Source organism: Pseudomonas graminis, from assembly GCF_900111735.1.
GTDB lineage: Bacteria > Pseudomonadota > Gammaproteobacteria > Pseudomonadales > Pseudomonadaceae > Aquipseudomonas > Aquipseudomonas graminis.
This window is the reverse complement of sequence record NZ_FOHW01000015.1, coordinates 45368-65835: the sequence shown is the minus strand read 5'-3', so window position 1 is coordinate 65835 and position 20468 is coordinate 45368. Positions and strand designations below refer to the sequence as shown.

The window sequence follows — 20468 nt, the reverse complement described above, 5'->3', positions numbered from 1 at the left end:
GCCGCCGTCTGCGCGGGCAAACGGCGGCGATGGTCAGGCAGGTCAGAGGATGCTGAACGGGAAGTACTTGTCGTTGATCTTCTTGTAGGTGCCGTCGGCGATGATTTCTTTCAGGGCTTCGCTCAGCTTGTCGCGCAGCGGGTCGTCTTTGCGCACAGCGATGCCGATCTTGTCGTCAACCGGAAGCGGGTCACCTTTGAACTCGAAGCTCTGGCCTTCCTTGCCTTTGAGCCACTCGTAGCTCGCGTATTTGTCGCCAAGCAGTGCGTCGAGGCGGCCCGACGCCAGGTCGAGAAAGGCGTTTTCCTGGGAGTCGTACAGCTTGACGGTCACGTCGTCGCCCCAGTTGTCTTCCAGCCACGTGCCGGACAGGGTCGCGCGTTGGGCGCCGATGGTCTTGCCCTTCAACGTTTCCTTGATGGCGGCCAGGTCGCCGCTCAGATTCGTGGTTTTTGGCGCGACGAACTGCAGCTTGTTGGAGTAGTACGGAATGGTGAAATCCACGGCCTGCATGCGTTCTTCGGTGATCGACATCGACGAAATCAGGAAATCGAACTTCTGCGCGTTCAGCGCCGGAATGATGCCGTCCCAATCGGACGTGACGGTTTCGCAGGTCACTTTCATCTTGGCGCACAGTGCGTTGCCAATCTCCACGTCAAAGCCCACCACCTGACCGCTGGCGTCCTTGTTGTTGAACGGCGGGTAGGCGCCCTCGATGCCCATTTTCAGGGTGTCGGCAGCAAAGGCGCTGGAGGCCATGGCCAGGGTGGCGGCAGCGGCCAACAGAATGTTTCTCAGGGTCTGCATCGATGTTGCTCCGTTAGCGATTGCTGGACATGAATTGTTTGCAGCGCGCCGACCGTGGGTCATCGAAGACCTGGTCTGGCGATCCTTGTTCTTCTATCAGCCCACGGTGCAGGAAGATTACTTCGCTGGACACCTGGCGGGCGAAATTCATTTCGTGGGTCACCATCAGCATGGTCCGGCCTTCTTCGGCCAGGCCACGAATAACACTAAGCACTTCCTGCACCATCTCGGGATCGAGGGCAGATGTAGGCTCATCGAACAGAATGACCTTGGGCTGCATCGCCAGCGTGCGCGCAATGGCGGCACGTTGCTGCTGACCGCCCGACAACTGTGCAGGATAGGCATGACGCTTGTCGGCGATTCCCACTTTGGCCAGCAACGCTTCGGCGACTTCGGTGGCTTCAGCCTTGCTCTGCCCCAGCACTCGGCGCGGCGCCTCGGTGATGTTATCGAGGACGGTCATGTGCGGCCAGAGATTGAAATTCTGAAAGACAAAGCCGATCTCGCTGCGCAGGCGGTTGATCTGACGGTTGTCGGCGGCGATCAGTTCACCTTTGCGGGTGGCTTTGAGCTTCAGCTCTTCACCTGCCACGAGAATCTGCCCCTGATGGGGGTTCTCCAGCAGATTAATGCAGCGCAGCAGCGTCGACTTGCCTGAACCAGACGAACCCAGAATCGAGATCACGTCGCCATCGCGCGCACTCAGCGAGATGCCCTTGAGCACGTCGAGTTCGCCGTAGCGCTTGTGCAGATTGCGGATTTCCAGGGCGGGCGTGGCCTCGGCCATGTTCAGTCCTCGTATGTATGCGGTGGGCTCATCCGGTTGGCCAGTTGGACGCCGCCTGGGGGGCGCAACAGGCGCAGAGCGCGAAGGCTTATCAAAGATGAGCTTGATGGGCGCCGGCTCAGTGCCGTTGCGCAAAAAGGGCGCGATGGTGCCAGCTTTAACCGCCGTGGGGAAGGGTGTTTCGGCCACGGGAGGGATCGCAGGCCATTCTAGTGCGCTTATTTGGTGCCGTTTCGTCCTAAGTGTGTATTTTCGGTGCGGCCAATCGTCTCTCTCCTGTTGCGCTCGGTAACGTTTCCTACGCGGCTGGCGAATTGCTATTGCATTCATGGACTTGCGGAAATCGTCTGGAGCTGCCGTATCCCGCCGCGACGTCGTATCTGAAACATTCTGGCGCAATTCTTGCGTAAAAAATAAATAACAGACTGTTGTGTTCTCTTTACGAAGAGCCGACACGCGTCCTGATCCGTACAAAAATCCTTCTAAGGTTGGTTCCATGAGCAGTACACCCAACGCTTCAAACCTTGAACAAGGGCTCAAACCGCGGCACATCACGATGCTCTCTATCGCTGGCGTTATTGGCGCCGGCCTCTTCGTTGGCTCCGGCCACGCGATCGCCGAAGCCGGGCCGGCCGTGCTTCTGGCTTACGGCGCCGCAGGTACGCTGGTGGTGCTGGTGATGCGCATGCTGGCGGAAATGGCCGTCGCTTCGCCAGACACCGGTTCTTTTTCGACCTACGCCGACCGCGCGATCGGGCACTGGGCCGGCTTCACCATCGGCTGGTTGTACTGGTGGTTCTGGGTGCTGGTCATTCCGCTGGAAGCCAACGCCGCCGCGACCATCCTGCACGCGTGGTTCCCGAACGTGGCGATCTGGGCATTCACGCTGGTGATCACCCTGCTGCTCACCGCGACCAACCTGTTCAGCGTGAAGAACTACGGAGAGTTCGAGTTCTGGTTCGCTCTGATCAAGGTCATCGCGATCATTGGCTTTGTGCTGCTGGGCATTGCGGCGGTGTTGGGTCTGTTGCCGAACAGCCAGGTCAGCGGCGTGGGTCACCTGTACGACACGCAGGGTTTCCTGCCTAACGGTATGGGCGCCGTACTGGCGGCGATGCTGACGACCATGTTCTCGTTCATGGGGACTGAAATTGTCACCATCGCGGCGGCAGAATCGAAGAATCCTGGCGAGCAAATCACCAAGGCCACCAACTCGGTGATCTGGCGGATCTGCCTGTTCTATCTGCTTTCGATCTTCCTCGTCGTCTCGCTGGTGCCGTGGAACGACAGCCGTCTGGCTGAAGTAGGTTCGTACCAGACCGTGCTCGATCTGATGGGCATTCCGAATGCCAAGCTGATCGTCGACATCGTCGTGCTGGTCGCAGTGACCAGCTGCCTGAACTCGGCGCTGTACACGGCTTCACGCATGCTGTTTTCCCTCGGCAAACGTGGCGACGCGCCTGCTGTTTCCCAGCGCACCACCAAAGCCGGCACGCCTTACTGGGCGGTCCTGCTTTCGACCGGCGCGGCGTTTGCTGCCGTGTTCGCCAACTACGTCGCACCTGCGGCGGTGTTCGACTTCCTGCTTGCAAGCTCGGGCGCAATCGCGCTGCTGGTGTATCTGGTCATCGCCGTGTCCCAACTGCGTATGCGCCGCAAGCGTGAAGCAGCAGGCCAGGCCATCGACTTCCGCATGTGGCTGTTCCCCGGCCTGACCTGGGTGGTCATCGTATTCATCGTCGCCGTGCTGACCATCATGCTGTTCCAGGAAGGCCACCGCATGGAAATCATTGCCACCGGGCTGCTGAGCATCCTGGTCGTGGCGGCCGGTTTGATCGTGTCGAACCGTCGCAAGGCGGGGAAGGCAGGCAAGGTTGTGATGAATTGATGGGGGAGTAAGTCGGTTGTGACCGACCGCTGTTGAGAAGCCGCTATCAGGGATGATGGCGGCTTTTTTTGTGCTGATGATTGGGTCCTGAGGAGCGCGGGGATTGCTCGCGATAGTGGCCTCGCAGGCCCATCTCTATTGAATTTTGATAAGTCATCGCGGGCAAGCGCGCTCCTACACTGTTCCGCGCATTCTCCCTAACACCGACTTGCCCCGCACCTGATGCAGCACCACCGCCGCCAGATGCAGCGCCACCAAACCTGCCAACACCGCACACAAGACGTGATGGACCTGATGCAGCTCCAGCAGCGCGATCTTCGAGTGAATGAGCTGTGGCAGCGGCACCAGCGCCAGGAGCATCACAGGGTGGCTCATCATCAGCACCCCGGTAATCAAAACGCCGGCCACCGTCCCATAGATCGCCTTGTGCGCAGCGCTCGCCAGTCGCGCCTGAGCGTTTTTAGCGGTGGAAAATGAGGGCGCCTTGATCGCCAGCCACAACCGCCAGACAAAGAACGGAATGAAGAGGCTGGTCAGCTGCGGGTTGAACCACTCGACCCATTGCCGAATAGGGTCGCTCTGATCGAGCAATGCCACGCCGAATCCACTGAACGTCGCCCACAGGATGACGGTGGCAGACAGCCAATGCAGGAAAATTCGGGTTCGGGAGTAAGCGCTCGTTTCGCCTGAAGACTGTTCAGGCGAAGCGGTGTTTGGAGGTGTCAAAACGGCAGCCTTTAGTTGAGAAGGAGTTGCATTCTCGTAATGGCGCAAAGCTACCGTTTTGACCGGGGTCATGTAAATCAAAAAACGCTTTTAAGAACGCCCGCCTGCGCCTTTCGCATTCTTTTTCTGCAGGATCACGGACGCTTCGTTGTAGGCAGTCTGGAAGGCGTCGCTACCAATCCATTCAACAGCCGAGTCTTCATCTTCCTCATGGAAGAGCCCGCGGTAGGTAATCAGCAGGCCCATCATGAAGTCGGTCGCCGGCTCTTCGTCTTCTTCGGCGATCACCAACTCCAGCACCGGGTACTGCAGGAAGACCACGCACAGCGCCAGTAAGCTTATGGATTCGGCCTGCTTCATTGCTTCGAACAGGTCGTCGAAATCAGCAGGGTCGAAACCGTTTTCTTCGATGTCTTTGAAGTCGAACGTGCTCAGGTCGATCTCTACGTCATCGAAGGGCTCGTTGACGAACGCATGGTTGAGCACCGGGTGAATGACGCTCGGCCGCGCCTTGCCTGAACGGTTCTGCTTGGCCTTGGCCTTTGCACGCTGGGCGCGTTTTTGCTGTTTGTCGGGGGAGGCCATGACGGCGGTTCCTTGTGCGGTGCAGCCATTCGCATGGCCCAGGATCATCGGGCGCGTATTGTATTCAGTCTTTAGCCGGTTCGTCGTGCTTGTTGCGGTCGACCCCCAGCATCTCCAGTGTGGATTCCATCTCGATCTCGTCGAGAACCGCGCGGAAGGCCTCGTAGAAATCATCGTCGTGGATACGCGCACGAACGGCCGCCTCGTCCAGTCCGTGGGCCCACATCCAGTAGGCGCCAAGCGTGTTCACCAGGACGTCGAGGTAGTCGTCGAAGTTGATGTCGTAGAAAGCGTGGGCAGCTATGGGGCCTCTGGCAAAGGCGTCAAGCAGGTCCAGGGGCCCTTGCTGCTCGGCAAGCTTGAGCACTTCGTAATGGGCGAGTCGCTGCTCTTGAGACGGCAGTGGGGCAGGGGACTGGTAAACCTCCATCAGCAGCATTTCGTCTTCAGTGAGCGACATCTCGATGTCCTCGCCCCTGATCACCGCCGCCATCGCCTCCCGCGCTTCTTCGTCCATGGTTTCGAGGATGTCGGGCTCTACGAAATTCTTTAGCAGGGTATCGTCGTCCAACAGCGCCGCTTCGTCGTCCGACAAGAAGTCAGGCATGAAGTAATCTGGCACGATCGGGTTGACGGTCTGCGGATGCTGGCGGGCGACACGCTGCGCCTTGGCTTTGGTCTTGGCGCGCTTCGCGCGTTTCTGTTGCTTGCTGACAGATGCCATAACGGGCTCCTTGGTCGGCTCGGGTCAACGATGTTAATAAATCGCGCCCAATAAAAAACCCCTGAATCTTTCGATGCAGGGGTTTTTCGGTATTTATGGTGCCCAGAGACGGAATCGCAAGGGGCAAGTCTGATGCGAGGCTACATTTTCAATTGCTCAAACTTCCCGGGTGCTGAAAATCTCCAGGCAACCTTGAATGCCGCACCGCCCGATATCAGTTCCGCCTGTCGAATAATGGCAGGCCACCAGCGGACAAGATTTTCAGCCTTACTCCAGTAGGTTGTCTGGCCCCATCGCTTGGCAAGACAGAAAACCGGCAGGCCGCATTCTCTGAAGGCTTGCCGCTCGACGTTTCCTTTGGAGAACTTGTCTTGTGACGCCACAGCCCAACCGCGTTCGGCAGTGAGCTCGGTAATCCAGTGAATGTCACTTGTGTCGGCGGGGAATCTGTCCCTGAGCGGGATTACGACTTGGCCTTCGCCTCTGCACAGCTCGTGCAAGGCTCTGGCAATGGACGGTGGAAGATTGTTATCGATCAGAAAATTCAAGCAGCAATCCTGTGCTCATAGGTCACCGCAGCGTCCACTGCCGCGGTCGGAATTTCGAAAATCACAGACACACGTTTTGCGTCCTGGCCTTCCGCCAGATAAGCCTGATAAATCGACGCCGTATCGACACCAGCGGAGGAGAGCACCGGTTTTCCAAAGTTACGCTTCGGGTCGAGCACAATTGCCTTGCTGCGCTTGACCGGATACCAACGCTGCGCCTTTCCCTCGCCCGTGTAGTCAATGCCCTCATACAGCGAAGGCGCGATGACCTGCCTGAATGCGTACTGACGTTTCGCCAGATCCAGGATCGCCTCGTCGCCAGTCTCGTCAAACACGGTGGCGAATATGCTCCTGCCGTCAGTCTGGAATCTTCTGCAGGTGAACGGATAGTGCTGGTTAAAAATTTCCTTGGCTTGTCTTGATGCCGCGCGAATAGCTTGAAGGCTTACTCCGTGCTTTCGAAAGGCATGGACAAATCTGATCTCAAGCAGATCGTGGAAGCCAAGCAGCTTCTCGTCCCCGACACCCACTTCAGGTAGCCACAGACCGGAGTGCTCCACACCATCCGCCTTATAGCCGAACAGCCATCTGCGAATGTCCTTGGCGGGTATGCCTGTGTAGAGGGCTGCTTCTGAGGGCGTGTACACGCCGACCCCAATGAGGCGGCTCGACGTTTCGACAGTCTTCATGCACACCTCCCGTGTCCGCGGTTGCTTAAAAAAAATGCATTCTGAGGTTGAACAGAGTCTCGTTCAACTGATCTTGGGCGACTGCTCAGTGGAAAATTGTAAAAAAGGTGAGGGCGTGGAGGGGGGGCCTGATCATCGCGTTCTGCGTGCAGGGCTGCGACGCTGCCCAGGCGCTGTAGTTAATGGATTTGGCACCCAGTGAATCTTTGGGGGAGCGCTGCAATACCGGGCCTACGACGCCGGGCGTGTAAATATGGCTATCAGCGAGATTGCGGTGGCGGTAGGTACGCTGCAGGTGTGATGGGTGAGGGAAGGTTGCCATAAAGCCTCCGATAGCTCGGTAGCGAATAGGAATACCTTGTGCCTGTCCATCCCGGCGCTGGCCACCCGCCAGGAGGTCTACCCTATCAAGCTTTATCCACGGCAGCCGATGTGTGGGTATGAGCATACCGTTGGACATACTCTGAGTTGAATCTCCCTAGCCCCGTCCAGCGCAAACGTTTTAGTCCTGCTCGATGTTACTCCGAGGGACTACTTCACCCACTTGAGATTGAATCCATGCGAATAACTATACCGGTACTGCTTTTAGGAATGCTTGGCGCTCAATGCGCGCTGGCGGCTGGGGATGGAACGTCTGCAGTGGGCGGAGGCATAGGCGGCGCGCTCGGGAATGTCATTGGACAGCAAATGGGTGGAAGCACCGGCGCGGCGGTGGGTGCTGGTGTAGGTGGAGCCGCTGGCGGAGCTTTAGGCGCCAAAAGGGGAAGCAAGACCCAAGCGGCTATCGGCGGGGGACTTGGATCAGCGGGTGGGTCTGTCATTGGTAACCAGTTGGGTGGCTCAACAGGGTCAACCATAGGTGCCGGCTTAGGCGGCGCTGCCGGAGGCGCAGTGGGTAGCAACTTGGCAGATGACGGCGGCAACAGCCGATCTCACGGCAAGCGACATGGGCACAAGAAAAACAAACATGATCGATAGCCCGGCGATCTGCTCCCATATCTCCAATCGAGCGATTTGAGCGACGACACAGGTGCGTTTGTCGGAGACGCCGGCCAGCACCTGGGCGTCTTCACGCATACCCGGCGCTGAGCTCAAGAATCCATTCAAATCTATCCGGGCTAACAGGGGAGCGGTGGGGAACCATTGAAAGCAAAAAGCCCGCACGAGGCGGGCTTCTTGTGTGTTTTCAGATGTGCTTGGCATCACCTGAAAACGGAACGTGGTGCCCAGAGACGGAATCGAACCGCCGACACGGGGATTTTCAATCCCCTGCTCTACCGACTGAGCTATCTGGGCAACGGGGCGCATTAAACGTGTTTTTCAGGAGGTCGTCAAGCATGGTGTCGAAAAAAATCTGAATTATTTCCTCCGCTTACGACGAACACTGTCTGCGATGGGTTATTCGGCAGGGGGAACGTAGCCGTCGGCCTTGGCGTATTCCTCGCCGGACAGGTATTTGTCCATCTCGGTCTGCAGGAATTTGCGATCTTCGGCGTTCATCATGTTCAGGCGACGCTCGTTGATCAGCAGGGTCTGGTGTTTCTGCCAGTCGGCCCAGGCTTTCTGCGAGACATGGTTGAAGATGTCTTCACCTTTGGCGCCCGGATACGGCGGACGGTCCAGGCCAGGCAATTCTTCTTTGTATTTGCGGCACATCACGGTGCGGGTCATGAGGACTCTCCTGCATTCAATACGTCGGCTGCGTTTTTCAGCAGTTTCTTCACCGGGGCGGCAAGGCCCAGGCGCGGCGGGGTGGCGAGGTTATACCAGAGCCAGTCGTCCTCGGCCACGTGATGGGCGGACTCACGCACCCGGACCAGCCAGGGTTCGATGCTCAGCTGAAAGTGGCTGAATGTGTGGATCAGACCCGGCAAGGCTTGAGGCTCGCCCAGCTCGAGGGCGTGCTGATTGGCCAGGTGCTGCATGTCGTTGAAGTCGTCCAGCTCCGGCAGGCTCCACAGCCCGCCCCACAGCCCGGTGGAAGGGCGGCGATACAGCAGAATCGCGCCTTCGTCGTTGGCGAAGATGGGCATCAAGGTGCGCTTTTGCGGCACGACCTTGCGCGGTTTAGGGATGGGGTAGCGGGTTTCCTGACCCAGCATGTGCGCTTCGCAGCCACGCTCAAGGGGGCAGAGCAGGCAGCTGGGCTTGGTCCTGGTGCAGAGCGTGGCACCCAGATCCATCATCGCCTGGGTGTAGTGATTGACCCGGCTGTGCGGTGTGTAGCGCTCAGCCGTGGCCCACATCTGCTTCGCCACTTTGGGCTCGCCGGGATAGCCTTCCTGGGCGGTGAAGCGGGCGAGCACGCGCTTGACGTTGCCATCGAGGATCGGCGCGCGCAGGCCCATGCTGATGCTGGCAATCGCGCCTGCCGTAGAAAGGCCGATACCGGGCAGCTCTACGAGCTTTTCCACGTCGCGGGGGAATTCACCGCCGTGCTCGGCCACCACGATTTTCGCGGCCTTCTGCAGGTTGCGCGCACGGGTGTAGTACCCCAGACCGGTCCACAGATGCAGGACCTCATCTTCCGGCGCTTCGGCCAAAGCCTGCACGGTGGGCAGCGCTTCCATGAATTTATCGAAATAGCCCAGCACCGTGCTGACCTGGGTTTGCTGCAGCATGATTTCCGACACCCACACGCGGTACGGGGTGATGTCGTGTTGCCAGGGGAGATCGTGACGGCCGTGACGGTCGTACCAGTCGATAACGGCGGATGAGAACTGCTCGGGTTGCATCAAGGGTTCCGGTGATCAAGAAAGTGGGGTTGCATCGCTCACTTCAAAGGGCGCTTGCCAGCAAATGGGTTGGGGCAGCGACACAAATGGTCCCTGACCTGAAGCCTTCGCGGGCAAGCGCGCCCTACAGTTCGTTCTGCAGCGCCTGTTGAATGGGCTTAACGCTTGAACAATCCCTTGATCGCGTCCTTGAGCTCGGGACTGACCTTGTCCCCCAGCTTTTCATCAATCTTGTCGCCAATCCGGTCGCCTGCCAGTTTCGCAGCGACCTTGCCCAGACCGTCGTTATCCAGACGACAGGCCTTGGCGCCCATCTCAAGCGGGCCACGACAGAGCACCGGCCATTCGATGCCGACAAAGCGCGGGTTCACTTCGCAGGCGGGGTCCGGCATGTCGCTCTTGTCGCCTTCGATGATCACGCCGACGCGGTAATTCATGCCCATGACGCGCAGGTCGATGTCGCCATCGCCGTTGACGGTCAGGCCCGGGGTGCGGACTTTCAGATCCGGGTTGCTGGCCACGCCGTTGCGGAACACCAGATTCCCGTTGAGCTGCTGGAAGGGCGTGTCCTTGCCGCGCGGTTCGCCGCTCAAGGTCTTGCGGTTAAGCGTCGATATGCCACGGCAGAGCTGCTGCTCAAGGTTCGCGTTAACCAGCACGCCGTCGTTCAGTGCAAAACTGGCGGTACCGTTGAGGCTCTCGACCAGCGCCTTCTCGCTGTTGCCCTTGGCGGTCACGTCGCTGGTGAGGTTGAGCAGGCCGCGCAGAGGCGGCGTGGTGCCCTGGCTCTGAATGAAGTGCTCCACCGGCACCTTGGCGATGCGGGTCTGAACGCTCGCCAGCGGCACCTCGGGACGCGCGTCGAGATTTCCTTTGACCTCGAAGTTACCGTTGTACAGATCGCCGCGCAGGCTGTTGACCGTGATCACGCCGTCGAGCGCCGAGGTTTTCAGCGCCGCATTCTGGATCGGCAGTTTCTCCAGGGTCAGCTTGCCGAAGCTCAGATCGGCATCGACGTCCAGTTTGCGCAGGCGCTCGATCGGCAGCAGCTTCGCGTCACTCCAGGCGCCTTGGGTTGGCTGATTCGGCAAAGGGGAGGTGCCCGATGCAACCATGGCTTCGGCCTCGGCGCCCTGAACTTCGGCTTTGCGAGCGGCGCCTGCGCCCTTGGATTGTTCACTCTCGGGCATGCGATAGCGGTCGGCGTTGAACGTGTCGGCCTTGAGTTGAAGACGAAGGGACTGCTTGGCGAAATCCTCCACAGCGATGTGACCGCTGATGGTGCTGTCGTCGAGTTTCACCGTGAGGTCATCCAGCGCCACGCTGTTGGGCGTTGCCGCGATGCGGGTGACCAGTTCCAGTTTGTTCAGGCTGCCGTCGCCAAGGGTTGGCGCAGGCTGACCGATGTTGTCGAGGAAGTCGCGCAGGTTGAACTGGGCAATCGAGATACCGCCCGTGAGCTGCGGGGTCTTGTCCAGATCACGCACATGCAACTCGCCGAGGGCGCGCAGCTGGTTGGCGGACAGCTTCAGGTTGGTCCACTCCGCGACGTTGGCGGACATGTCTGCCAGCAACTGGCCCTGGGCAGAGAACGTCAGGGTCTTGCCCTGCAGCGGATCGCCCGTCACATCGCCGGAGAAACGCATGTCGTCGAGCTGGTAACGCTTGAGCGCGCGATCGAAGCGCAGCTTGCCGGTCAGTTCGGTTTTGGTGCGCACGACGGGTTGATTGGTGCTGAGGAAGGCAGTCAGTTTCAGCGGGATATCGGTCGCGTTGTGAATCGGGCCGGTGCTCAGCTGAATGCTCTCGGCGGTAAACTGCCGGGCCTTGGGAATATCGTTGAAGTCGATCCGCGCGTTGTTCACGGTCAGGCTGTCGATGTCCAGCTTGAGCGGCTGCCATGGCTTGTCAGGCTTGGCCGACGCGGTATCGGCCGGCGCATCAGGCGCGGCCGGCGGCTGGGCAGGATTGGCCACAGTGGCGGGGACCTTGCCGATGTCTTCCCAGTTGCCGTGGCCGTTTTCATCGCGGGTCAGCGTCAGATTCAGGCCCTCGACGCGCACGTCGCTCATCTGCACTTCCTTGCGCAGCAGCGGCAGCACGCGCACGGACAGCCCGAGCATCTGCAGGTCGGCGAAGGGCTTGGACGGCTCGCTCAAGGTGGCGACGCTGGCGTCGTGCAGCTCCAGGCCAAGCCACGGAAACAGACTCCAGCCGATATCGCCATTGAGCGTCAGCTCGACATGGGCGCGATCGCGAACCAGTTTTCGAATCTCGTCTTTGTAGTCGTTGGGATCAAAAAAGTGGGTCAGGGCAAAGCCGAGAGCCACGATGATCAGCAACAGCCCGAGAAGAGTGAGCCCCAGGATTTTGCCGAACGCTTTCATGGGCGAGTCCTTGTGTCGAGTCGTTCAAAATTTAGCCCGCGAGTATAGCGTCCTCACGCAGGCATCGGGTTCTGGATCGCCACAGACGCCGCCCATCGAGTTGTCAGGCGACCTGCACAGTGACAGACGGCGCTAAAAAGGTAATAGCAGAATGCTTTCTTTTAGGCCGCAAATGGTAATCTCGCGCCATTCGCCAGCTTTGCTGCGTCGAATTGTCACGTAAAGAGATGTGCTGCCGATAAACCACCAAGGCCTGTGTGCTTTAAGAGTGGTGGCGGAGCTATATCGCTGTTCTTGCGGGATAAAACTATAAATTGGGGGCAACAAATAAGATGACTACGAGCACTGCTCTGGGCGGCACTGCCGCTCAGCCTGCGTTCTTGTCCAAAGAGCGCATTATCGCCAAGCGCGGTTTCAACCGTTGGCTGGTTCCGCCAGCTGCATTGGCAATCCACCTGTGTATCGGCATGGCCTACGGTTTCTCGGTGTTCTGGCTGCCGCTGTCCAAGGCAATCGGCATCAAGACCGCTGTCGCCTGCCCGGCTGACATGGGTTTCTTCGAGCAGGTCATTTCGTCCAGCTGTGATTGGCCGATCTCCATGCTCGGCTGGATCTACACCCTGTTCTTCATTTTCCTGGGTTGCTCCGCAGCCATCTGGGGCGGCTGGCTGGAACACGCGGGCCCGCGCAAGGCCGGTGTCGTATCGGCACTGTGCTGGTGTGGTGGTCTGCTGATCTCGGCGCTGGGCGTTTATACGCACCAGATCTGGCTGATGTGGATCGGCTCGGGCGTGATCGGCGGTATCGGTCTGGGCCTGGGTTATATCTCGCCGGTCTCGACGCTGATCAAGTGGTTCCCGGACAAGCGCGGTATGGCGACCGGTATGGCGATCATGGGTTTCGGCGGTGGCGCGATGGTTGGCGCTCCGCTGGCAACCGCTTTGATGAGCCACTTCGCCACGCCTGACAGCGTCGGTGTCTGGCAGAGCTTCGCGGTGATGGCGGTGATTTACTTCATCTTCATGATCGGCGGCGCGCTGTCGTACCGCGTTCCGCCTACCGGCTGGAAACCTGAAGGCTGGACCGCTCCGGCGAAGAAAGCCAACAGCGCGATGATCACCAATCGCCACGTGCACGTCAGCGTTGCGTGGAAAACTCCGCAATTCCGTCTGGTCTGGCTGGTGCTGTGCCTGAACGTTTCGGCGGGTATCGGTATCCTCGGCATGGCTTCGCCACTGCTGCAGGAAGTGTTCGGCGGCAAGCTGCTGGGCACCGATCAGCCGTTCGGGCAGCTGGATGCTTCGCAACTGGCGGCCATCGCGGCCATCGCGGCGGGCTTCACCGGTCTGCTGAGCCTGTTCAACATCGGCGGTCGTTTCTTCTGGGCATCCTTCTCGGACTACATCGGCCGTAAAGCCACCTACTTCGTGTTCTTCGCGCTGGGCTTTTTGCTCTACGCGTCGGTACCGACACTGGGTCACCTGGGCAGCGTTGCGCTGTTCGTGGCGGCGTTCTGCGTCGTGCTGTCGATGTACGGCGGCGGTTTTGCAACCGTTCCGGCTTACCTGGCTGACCTGTTCGGTACGCAAATGGTCGGTGCGATCCATGGTCGTCTGCTGACCGCATGGGCTGCGGCCGGCGTGCTCGGCCCTGTGTTGGTGAACTACCTGCGTGAGTATCAGTTGAGCCACGGCGTTGCACGTGCCGATGCTTACGACATCACCCTGTACATCCTCGCGGGGCTGCTGGTGCTGGGCTTCATCTGCAATCTGCTGGTGCGTCCGGTGGCCGACAAGTACTTCATGACTGACGAGCAATTGAAGGCTGAGCAAGCTTTCGGTCACGATGTCGGCGCCGATCACAGCACTTCGCTGGAATGGAAAGCCGATCCAAGCACCAAGCCACTGGCGATTCTGGCCTGGCTGGCAGTGGGCATTCCGTTGGCATGGGGCGTGTGGATCACTCTGCAGAAGACTGCGGTGTTGTTTCACTAAGGCCCTGGCGGTGTCGGCCTGAAGATTCAGGCTTACCCCGCACCCTTTGGAGCCGGCTTGCTGGCGAACCGTGATGTGTCAGGCAAATTATTTGAACTGACGCACCGCGTTCTCCAGCAAGCCGGCTCCTTGTCCATTTGTACAGACATGTACATCCTCGTCAGTGCCATTCCCCTCGGTCCGGCATTGCTCGCTTCATGTTTCTGTTTCCCCGCCACACGCCTATAATGGCCGCCTTTTCGCCCAATGATTTTGCGGAGTTGGTGATGGCCGAACGTATGGTGTTCGTCGAGCGCGACACCCTGGAAACCCAGATCAAAGCCTCGATCAACCTGGATGGCACCGGAAAGTCCCGATTCGATATCGGCGTTCCTTTCCTTGAGCACATGCTCGACCAGATCGCCCGTCACGGGCTTATCGATCTGGACATCGAATGCAAAGGCGACCTGCATATCGACGATCACCACACTGTGGAAGATGTCGGCATCACGCTGGGTCAAGCGTTCAGCAAAGCCATTGGCGACAAAAAAGGCATCCGTCGCTACGGCCACGCCTACGTCCCGCTGGATGAAGCGCTGTCGCGCGTGGTCATCGACTTCTCCGGTCGGCCCGGCCTGCAGATGCACGTCCCTTACACCCGCGCTACCGTCGGCGGCTTCGATGTTGACCTGTTCCAGGAATTCTTCCAGGGCTTCGTCAACCACGCCAACGTCACGCTGCACATCGACAACCTGCGCGGCCACAACACCCACCACCAGATCGAAACTGTCTTCAAGGCGTTCGGCCGTGCGTTGCGCATGGCGGTAGAGCTCGACGACCGCATGGCTGGCCAGATGCCGTCGACCAAAGGCGTGCTGTAATGCAGACCGTTGCCGTTATCGACTATGGCATGGGCAATCTGCACTCGGTTGCCAAGGCGCTGGAGCACGTCGGCGCCGGTCGCGTGCTGATCACCAGCGATGCCGACGTGATCCGTGAAGCTGACCGCATCGTGTTTCCCGGTGTCGGCGCGATTCGTGACTGCATGGCGGAAATTCGTCGCCTGGGCTTCGATGCCCTGGTGCGTGAAGTCAGTCAGGACCGGCCATTTCTCGGCATCTGCGTGGGCATGCAGGCGTTGATGGAGCGCAGCGAGGAGAGTGGCGGCGTCGATTGCATCGGCGTTTTGCCCGGCCAGGTGCGCTTCTTCGGGAAGGATCTTCACGAAGACGGCGAGCACCTGAAAGTCCCGCACATGGGCTGGAACGAAGTGGCGCAGGCCGTCGACCACCCGTTGTGGGCCAACATTCCGGACATGGCGCGGTTCTATTTCGTACACAGCTACTACATCGAATCGCCGAACGCGCAGCAGATCGTCGGTCGTGGCCATTACGGTCATGACTTCGCCGCTGCATTGGCCGATGGCTCACGCTTCGCCGTGCAATTCCACCCCGAGAAGAGCCACACCCATGGCCTGCAGTTGCTGCAGAACTTCGCGGCGTGGGACGGCCGCAGGTAATGAGCAAGAAGAGCAAACCGCCGATTCTGACCCTCACTCCCGAGCAGGAGAGCGAGGCGTGCCACACGGTCAAGCGGTTCATGGAAGACCGTTTCGAGCTGGACCTGGGTTCGTTCGAAGCGGCTGAAATTCTGGAATTGTTCACCCGCGAGATCGCGCCGCATTACTACAACCGGGCGATCTTCGATGTTCAGACGCACCTCAAGGAGCGTTTCGAAAGCATCGAAAGCGACCTGTGGGCGTTGGAGAAGAGCAGCTAGAAACGCCAGGTTTCGAGCTGCAAGAATTGATAGATGCGCAGTCTTGCAGCGTAAAGCGCGCGGCTCGCAGCTCTTTTGACGAAGGAAAAAGCATGCTCATTATTCCCGCGATCGACCTAAAAGACGGTGCCTGTGTACGACTGCGCCAGGGTCGGATGGAAGATTCCACGGTGTTCTCCGATGATCCGGTGAGCATGGCTGCCAAATGGGTAGAGGGCGGTTGCCGTCGCTTGCATCTGGTTGACCTGAACGGTGCGTTCGAAGGCCAGCCGGTCAATGGCGACGTCGTGACGGCGATTGCGCGTCGTTACCCGAAACTGCCGATCCAGATCGGCGGCGGGATTCGTTCGCTGGAAACCATCGAGCACTACGTCAAAGCCGGCGTGAGTTACGTGATCATTGGCACCAAAGCGGTCAAGGACCCTGACTTCGTCGCCGAAGCCTGCCGGGCGTTCCCGGGCAAAGTGATCGTGGGCCTGGATGCCAAAGACGGCTTCGTCGCCACCGACGGCTGGGCTGAAGTCAGCACCGTGCAGGTGATCGATCTGGCCAAGCGCTTTGAAGCCGACGGCGTCTCGGCCATCGTTTATACCGATATCGCCAAAGACGGCATGATGCAGGGCTGCAACGTCCCGTTCACCGCCGCGCTGGCCGCCGCGACCCGCATTCCGGTAATCGCCTCGGGCGGCATTCATAACCTGGGCGACATCAAGGCCCTGCTCGACGCCAAGGCACCGGGCATCATCGGCGCAATCACCGGCCGTGCGATCTATGAAGGCACGCTGGATGTGGCTGAGGCCCAGGCGTTTTGTGATTCGTACAAAGGCTGACTGGCACGCTCCCCTGTAGGAGTGAGCTTGCTCGCGATGCCCCGTGTCAGTCAGCAAACGTAAGCCTGACAGACTGCTATCGCGAGCAAGCTCACTCCTACAAAAGCGGGCTCCAAATTCAGAAGCTGTGATGTTGGGCAGATTCCCAACCGTTTTCGGAGAACCGGCCCATGGCCCTCGCCAAACGCATCATCCCTTGCCTCGACGTCGACAACGGCCGTGTGGTCAAGGGCGTGAAGTTCGAGAACATCCGCGACGCCGGTGATCCGGTCGAGATTGCCCGGCGCTATGACGAGCAGGGTGCCGACGAAATTACCTTCCTCGACATCACCGCCAGCGTCGATGGCCGCGACACCACGCTGCACACCGTCGAGCGCATGGCCAGTCAGGTGTTCATCCCGCTGACCGTGGGCGGCGGCGTGCGCACCGTGCAGGACATTCGAAACCTGTTGAACGCCGGTGCGGACAAGGTTTCGATCAACACCGCGGCGGTGTTCAACCCCGAGTTCGTCGGTGAAGCCGCTGCCCGCTTCGGCTCGCAGTGCATCGTGGTAGCCATCGATGCCAAGAAGGTCTCGCTTCCCGGCGAAACCCCGCGCTGGGAAATCTTCACCCACGGCGGTCGCAAGCCGACCGGTCTGGACGCTGTCATGTGGGCGAAGAAGATGGAAGACCTGGGCGCAGGCGAAATCCTGCTCACCAGCATGGACCAGGACGGTATGAAGAACGGCTTCGACCTGGGTGTGACCCGTGCCATCAGCGATGCCCTTGGCATCCCGGTCATTGCTTCCGGCGGCGTCGGCAATCTGCAGCATCTGGCAGATGGCGTGCTGGAAGGTCATGCCAGCGCGGTGCTGGCGGCGAGTATCTTTCACTTCGGCGAATACACCGTGCCGGAAGCCAAGGCGTTCATGGCGGCGCAAGGGATCGTGGTTCGCTGAATGGCTGCGTGGTTCAGAGCGACGAGGCACGTTCGCTCTGAAACCGACCACGCCCGCCGCAGAACTGGACTTTGCAGGCCGTTAGCGGCACTCTTTTGCCGTCGTCAGGATCAGGTGCCAGGGATATGTTCAAAGGTGTTTTTCTCGCACTGATCAGCGTCGCGACGTTGCTGTCAGGAGCCGTCCGGGCCGACGATACGCCTGCCTATTCAATGGTCCTGCTGACCGAAAACTTCCCTCCTTACAACATGGCCACCGACGGCAAGAATTTCGCCCAGGAAGCCAACATCAAGGGCATCGCCGTCGAGGTGGTGCGCGAAACCTTCAAGCGCGCCGGCATCGGCTACAACCTGACCCTGCGCTTTCCCTGGGATCGCATCTACAAACTGGCGATGGAAAATCCCGGTTACGGCGTGTTCGTGACCGCGCGATTGCCCGAGCGCGAAAAGCTCTTCAAGTGGGTCGGACCGATCGGCCCCGACGACTGGATTCTGCTGGCGCGCGCTGACAGCACGATCCAGCTGAGCACGCTTGAGGCAGCGCGGCCTTACCGCATCGGCGCCTATAAAGGCGACGCCATTGCGATGGAGCTTGCGCGTCAGGGCATGAAGCCGATCACGGTGCTCAGCGACAAAGACAACGCCAGAAAACTGGTCGACGGTCAGCTCGACTTATGGGCCACTGGCGATCCGGCGGGGCGATACCTGGCGCGGCAAGAAGGCATCACGGGATTGAAAACCGTGCTGCGTTTCAACAGTGCTGAACTGTTTCTGGCCCTGAACAAAGAAACCCCGGATGCAGTGGTCCAGCGGCTGCAACGTGCGCTGGATCAGCTGCGCAAGGAAGGCGTGGTCGATTCGATTTTCGCCAAGTACCTCTAATGACTTCCAGCACCTCTGGCGAAACGCCTTCGGCCTAGCGATAACGCCCGTTCTTGCCATGGCCGGCCATCGCCTCATTTCCGCGCTCAGTGACCATGTGGCGGATCTCGATCAGCTCTATCCCTTGGGATTTAAGCGTGGGCAGCTCGCGCTCAAGCACATCCAGTGTTACCGGATAGGGATGGCCGATCATCACCGCCGAGCCTTGCTTATGCGCCAGTTTAATTGCCGTCTGAAGCTGGCCGCTAATGGCCTCTGCAGTGCGCTCGTCGTCCAGGAAGACGTCGCGGGACACGCTCGCCAGACCGATTTTCTGCGCCTCGGCGGCGGCAACGGTTTTGGCGCTGGTGCGGCTATCCACCAGAAACAGGTGGCGGCGCTGCAACTCGCCCACCAGCCAGCCCATGGCCACCGGCTCCGCCGTCATACGGCTGCCCATGTGGTTGTTGATGCCGGCGGCGTAGGGGACTTTCAGCAGCGCGGCGTTCAGACGCGATTCGAGTTCGGGCAGCGGCAGTTCGGGATGCCAGGCGTATGGCCCGGTCGCCGGGTCCATGGGCATGTGCAGCATGACCGTCTTGCCAGCCTTGTGCGCCTGACGGGCAAATTCGGTGGCATGGGGCGTGTCGGGCATGATCGCCAGCGTCACGGGGCCGGGAAGGGCCAGCGCGCGGCTGTCCCGTTCAGGGTTTTGTCCGAGATCGTCGATGATCAAGCTGAGATAAGCGACCTTCGGCGCTTTGCCGCCGGTCGCTGAGGATTCGGCGGGCGCTGCGTGTGCAGCACCCGTCGTCACGGCAAGGGCGCAGATGAGCCCGGTTAACCAGACGCGCACCTCAATTGCCGCGCGTGACACTCAAGCCCTTGAGCAAGCTGAGCGCCTGGTTCATCTGGTAGTCATCGTCCTGCGGACGCGCCTTGCCAGCCTTGGCTTTGGTGGTCGGCTTGTCCGCGCCGCCGTTGCCGTTGCCCAGGTGGCCGAGCAGATCGGCCTCTTTGTAGTTGTCGCTATCGGCTTCGGCGGTGAGCTTCGCGCGTTTGACCTCGATGTCCGGGTTGATGCCCTGGGCCTGAATCGAGCGACCGTTAGGCGTGTAGTACAACGCCGTGGTGATCTTCAGTGCGCGGTCGTTGGCCAGCGGCAGAACGGTTTGCACCGAGCCTTTGCCGAATGTATCGGTGCCCATCAGGATGCCGCGCTTCTGGTCTTGCAGGGCGCCGGCGACGATTTCCGACGCCGAGGCGCTGCCACCGTTGATCAGCACGACGAGAGGTACGCCTTCGCTGGCGTCGGCGGGATCTGCCGAGAAGCGCAGTTCCGAGTTGGCGATGCGGCCTTTGGTGTAAACGATCAGGCCCTTGGTCAGGAAGTGGTCAGCCACTTCAACCGCCGCCTGCAAGACACCGCCCGGGTTGTTACGCAGGTCGAGGATCAGGCCGCTCATCTTCTTGCCGTTGTCCTTGCGCAGCTTGGCCAGTGCCTTGCCGACTTCTTCACCGGTCTTGACCTGGAACTGGGTGATGCGGATGTAGCCGTAACCCGGCTCCAGCATTTGCGCCTTCACGCTTTTGACCTGAATGGTCGCGCGCGCCAGCGTCACATCGAACGGGGTGCCGCCGTCACGCACCAGCGTCAGGGTAATCTTCTCGCCGAGCTTGCCGCGCATCTTGTCCACGGCTTCCTGCATCGTCTGGCCCTGGGTCGGCGTGCCGTTGATCTTCACGATCAAGTCACCTGCCTCAATGCCGGCCTTGGACGCAGGGGTGTCATCAATAGGGGAGACCACTTTGACGAAGCCGTCTTCGACGCCCACTTCGATACCCAACCCGCCGAACTCGCCGCTGGTGCTTTCCTGCAACTCCTGGAAATCTTCCGGGCCCAGATAAGCGGAGTGAGGGTCGAGGTTGCTGAGCATGCCCTTGATGGCATTTTCCAGCAGGGTCTTGTCATCCACGGGTTCGACGTACGCCGCTTTGATCCGGTCCATGACCTCGGCGAAGGTGCGCAGCTCGTCGAGCGGCAGCGGCGCCTTGATGTTCGCGGCGTTGGCGGGCGCAGTGGCGGCGGGCGCAGGAGCAGGGGCGGCACCGGCAGCCTGGGCCAGAGGAGCGCCGATAACCACGGCGATAGTCAGGGCCAGCGAGGTGAGGCGGGACGAAAACAGCATGTCTTACGAACTCCTGAGTG

21 protein-coding genes and 1 tRNA gene are annotated in these 20468 nt (G+C 59.9%); 9 read left to right on the top strand and 13 right to left on the bottom strand.

The window, feature by feature from the left end; genetic code table 11:
- Positions 1–42 precede the first annotated feature (42 nt).
- On the bottom strand, positions 43–807 hold the full coding sequence (locus tag BMY98_RS13265) for an ABC transporter substrate-binding protein (protein WP_074889860.1): 765 nt from the start codon (positions 805–807) through the stop codon (positions 43–45).
- 13 nt (positions 808–820) lie between these two features.
- Positions 821–1594, bottom strand: coding sequence for an ABC transporter ATP-binding protein (locus BMY98_RS13260; RefSeq protein ID WP_074889857.1), 774 nt, complete (start codon positions 1592–1594; stop codon positions 821–823).
- Between the two features lie 496 nt (positions 1595–2090).
- Between BMY98_RS13260 and gabP the strand changes: the two genes are divergently transcribed.
- Complete coding sequence (gabP, locus tag BMY98_RS13255) at positions 2091–3482, top strand: GABA permease (RefSeq protein WP_074889854.1); 1392 nt, start codon at positions 2091–2093, stop codon at positions 3480–3482.
- A 174-nt stretch (positions 3483–3656) separates the two neighbouring features.
- Here the strand turns inward: gabP and BMY98_RS13250 are convergent, their stop codons facing one another.
- The 5 genes from BMY98_RS13250 to BMY98_RS13230 form a co-directional block, all read right to left on the bottom strand.
- Positions 3657–4280 (bottom strand): cytochrome b, encoded by a 624-nt coding sequence (locus BMY98_RS13250; protein ID WP_083398785.1) that lies wholly within the window; start codon positions 4278–4280, stop codon positions 3657–3659.
- 18 nt (positions 4281–4298) lie between these two features.
- Positions 4299–4793 carry a hypothetical protein gene (locus BMY98_RS13245; protein WP_074889851.1) on the bottom strand — a complete coding sequence of 165 codons (495 nt, stop codon included), beginning with the start codon at positions 4791–4793 and terminating at the stop codon, positions 4299–4301.
- A 64-nt stretch (positions 4794–4857) separates the two neighbouring features.
- Positions 4858–5517, bottom strand: a complete 660-nt coding sequence (locus tag BMY98_RS13240; protein ID WP_074889849.1) for a hypothetical protein — start codon at positions 5515–5517, stop codon at positions 4858–4860.
- Positions 5518–5657: 140 nt separating this feature from the next.
- Positions 5658–6065, bottom strand: coding sequence for a PIN-like domain-containing protein (locus BMY98_RS13235; protein WP_074889846.1), 408 nt, complete (start codon positions 6063–6065; stop codon positions 5658–5660).
- On the bottom strand, positions 6062–6649 hold the full coding sequence (locus tag BMY98_RS13230; RefSeq protein ID WP_175514166.1) for a DUF433 domain-containing protein: 588 nt from the start codon (positions 6647–6649) through the stop codon (positions 6062–6064). The genes BMY98_RS13235 and BMY98_RS13230 overlap by 4 nt, the downstream gene beginning before the upstream one ends.
- A gap of 663 nt (positions 6650–7312) precedes the next feature.
- Here BMY98_RS13230 and BMY98_RS27625 point away from each other — a divergent pair.
- Positions 7313–7732 carry a glycine zipper domain-containing protein gene (locus BMY98_RS27625; RefSeq protein WP_074889838.1) on the top strand — a complete coding sequence of 140 codons (420 nt, stop codon included), beginning with the start codon at positions 7313–7315 and terminating at the stop codon, positions 7730–7732.
- 242 nt (positions 7733–7974) lie between these two features.
- On the opposite strand, the gene BMY98_RS13215 is transcribed toward BMY98_RS27625, so the two are convergent.
- The 4 genes from BMY98_RS13215 to BMY98_RS13200 form a co-directional block, all read right to left on the bottom strand.
- Positions 7975–8050: transfer RNA gene (locus tag BMY98_RS13215), tRNA-Phe, on the bottom strand.
- A 102-nt stretch (positions 8051–8152) separates the two neighbouring features.
- Positions 8153–8425 carry an oxidative damage protection protein gene (locus BMY98_RS13210; RefSeq protein WP_074889835.1) on the bottom strand — a complete coding sequence of 91 codons (273 nt, stop codon included), beginning with the start codon at positions 8423–8425 and terminating at the stop codon, positions 8153–8155.
- Entirely contained in the window at positions 8422–9489 is a 1068-nt protein-coding gene (gene mutY, locus BMY98_RS13205; RefSeq protein WP_074889832.1) for an A/G-specific adenine glycosylase, read from the bottom strand. The genes BMY98_RS13210 and mutY overlap by 4 nt, the downstream gene beginning before the upstream one ends.
- A gap of 158 nt (positions 9490–9647) precedes the next feature.
- Entirely contained in the window at positions 9648–11876 is a 2229-nt protein-coding gene (locus tag BMY98_RS13200) for an AsmA family protein (RefSeq protein WP_074889830.1), read from the bottom strand.
- Positions 11877–12208: 332 nt separating this feature from the next.
- Here BMY98_RS13200 and BMY98_RS13195 point away from each other — a divergent pair, with 332 nt between their 5' ends.
- The 7 genes from BMY98_RS13195 (at position 12209) to BMY98_RS13165 (ending at position 18280) form a co-directional block, all read left to right on the top strand.
- A complete protein-coding gene (locus BMY98_RS13195) occupies positions 12209–13870 on the top strand; it encodes an OFA family MFS transporter (protein ID WP_074889829.1) in 1662 nt (553 codons plus the stop codon).
- A gap of 266 nt (positions 13871–14136) precedes the next feature.
- Positions 14137–14730: an imidazoleglycerol-phosphate dehydratase HisB gene (gene hisB, locus BMY98_RS13190; protein ID WP_065987388.1), complete on the top strand. Its 594-nt coding sequence runs from the start codon at positions 14137–14139 to the stop codon at positions 14728–14730.
- Entirely contained in the window at positions 14730–15368 is a 639-nt protein-coding gene (gene hisH, locus BMY98_RS13185; RefSeq protein WP_074889826.1) for an imidazole glycerol phosphate synthase subunit HisH, read from the top strand. The genes hisB and hisH overlap by 1 nt, the downstream gene beginning before the upstream one ends.
- Positions 15368–15628: a DUF2164 domain-containing protein gene (locus tag BMY98_RS13180; RefSeq protein ID WP_074889824.1), complete on the top strand. Its 261-nt coding sequence runs from the start codon at positions 15368–15370 to the stop codon at positions 15626–15628. The genes hisH and BMY98_RS13180 overlap by 1 nt, the downstream gene beginning before the upstream one ends.
- Before the next feature lie 92 nt (positions 15629–15720).
- On the top strand, positions 15721–16458 hold the full coding sequence (hisA, locus tag BMY98_RS13175; RefSeq protein ID WP_074889821.1) for a 1-(5-phosphoribosyl)-5-[(5-phosphoribosylamino)methylideneamino]imidazole-4-carboxamide isomerase: 738 nt from the start codon (positions 15721–15723) through the stop codon (positions 16456–16458).
- 170 nt (positions 16459–16628) lie between these two features.
- Complete coding sequence (hisF, locus tag BMY98_RS13170; protein ID WP_074889818.1) at positions 16629–17399, top strand: imidazole glycerol phosphate synthase subunit HisF; 771 nt, start codon at positions 16629–16631, stop codon at positions 17397–17399.
- Positions 17400–17524: 125 nt separating this feature from the next.
- Entirely contained in the window at positions 17525–18280 is a 756-nt protein-coding gene (locus tag BMY98_RS13165) for a substrate-binding periplasmic protein (RefSeq protein ID WP_074889815.1), read from the top strand.
- A gap of 34 nt (positions 18281–18314) precedes the next feature.
- Here BMY98_RS13165 and BMY98_RS13160 read toward each other — a convergent pair whose 3' ends face one another.
- Complete coding sequence (locus tag BMY98_RS13160; protein ID WP_074889812.1) at positions 18315–19115, bottom strand: divergent polysaccharide deacetylase family protein; 801 nt, start codon at positions 19113–19115, stop codon at positions 18315–18317.
- Between the two features lies 1 nt (position 19116).
- The gene (locus BMY98_RS13155; RefSeq protein WP_074889810.1) at positions 19117–20448 is read right to left on the bottom strand and encodes a S41 family peptidase; all 1332 of its coding nucleotides are present in this window, start codon (positions 20446–20448) and stop codon (positions 19117–19119) included.
- Between the last annotated feature and the right edge of the window lie 20 nt (positions 20449–20468).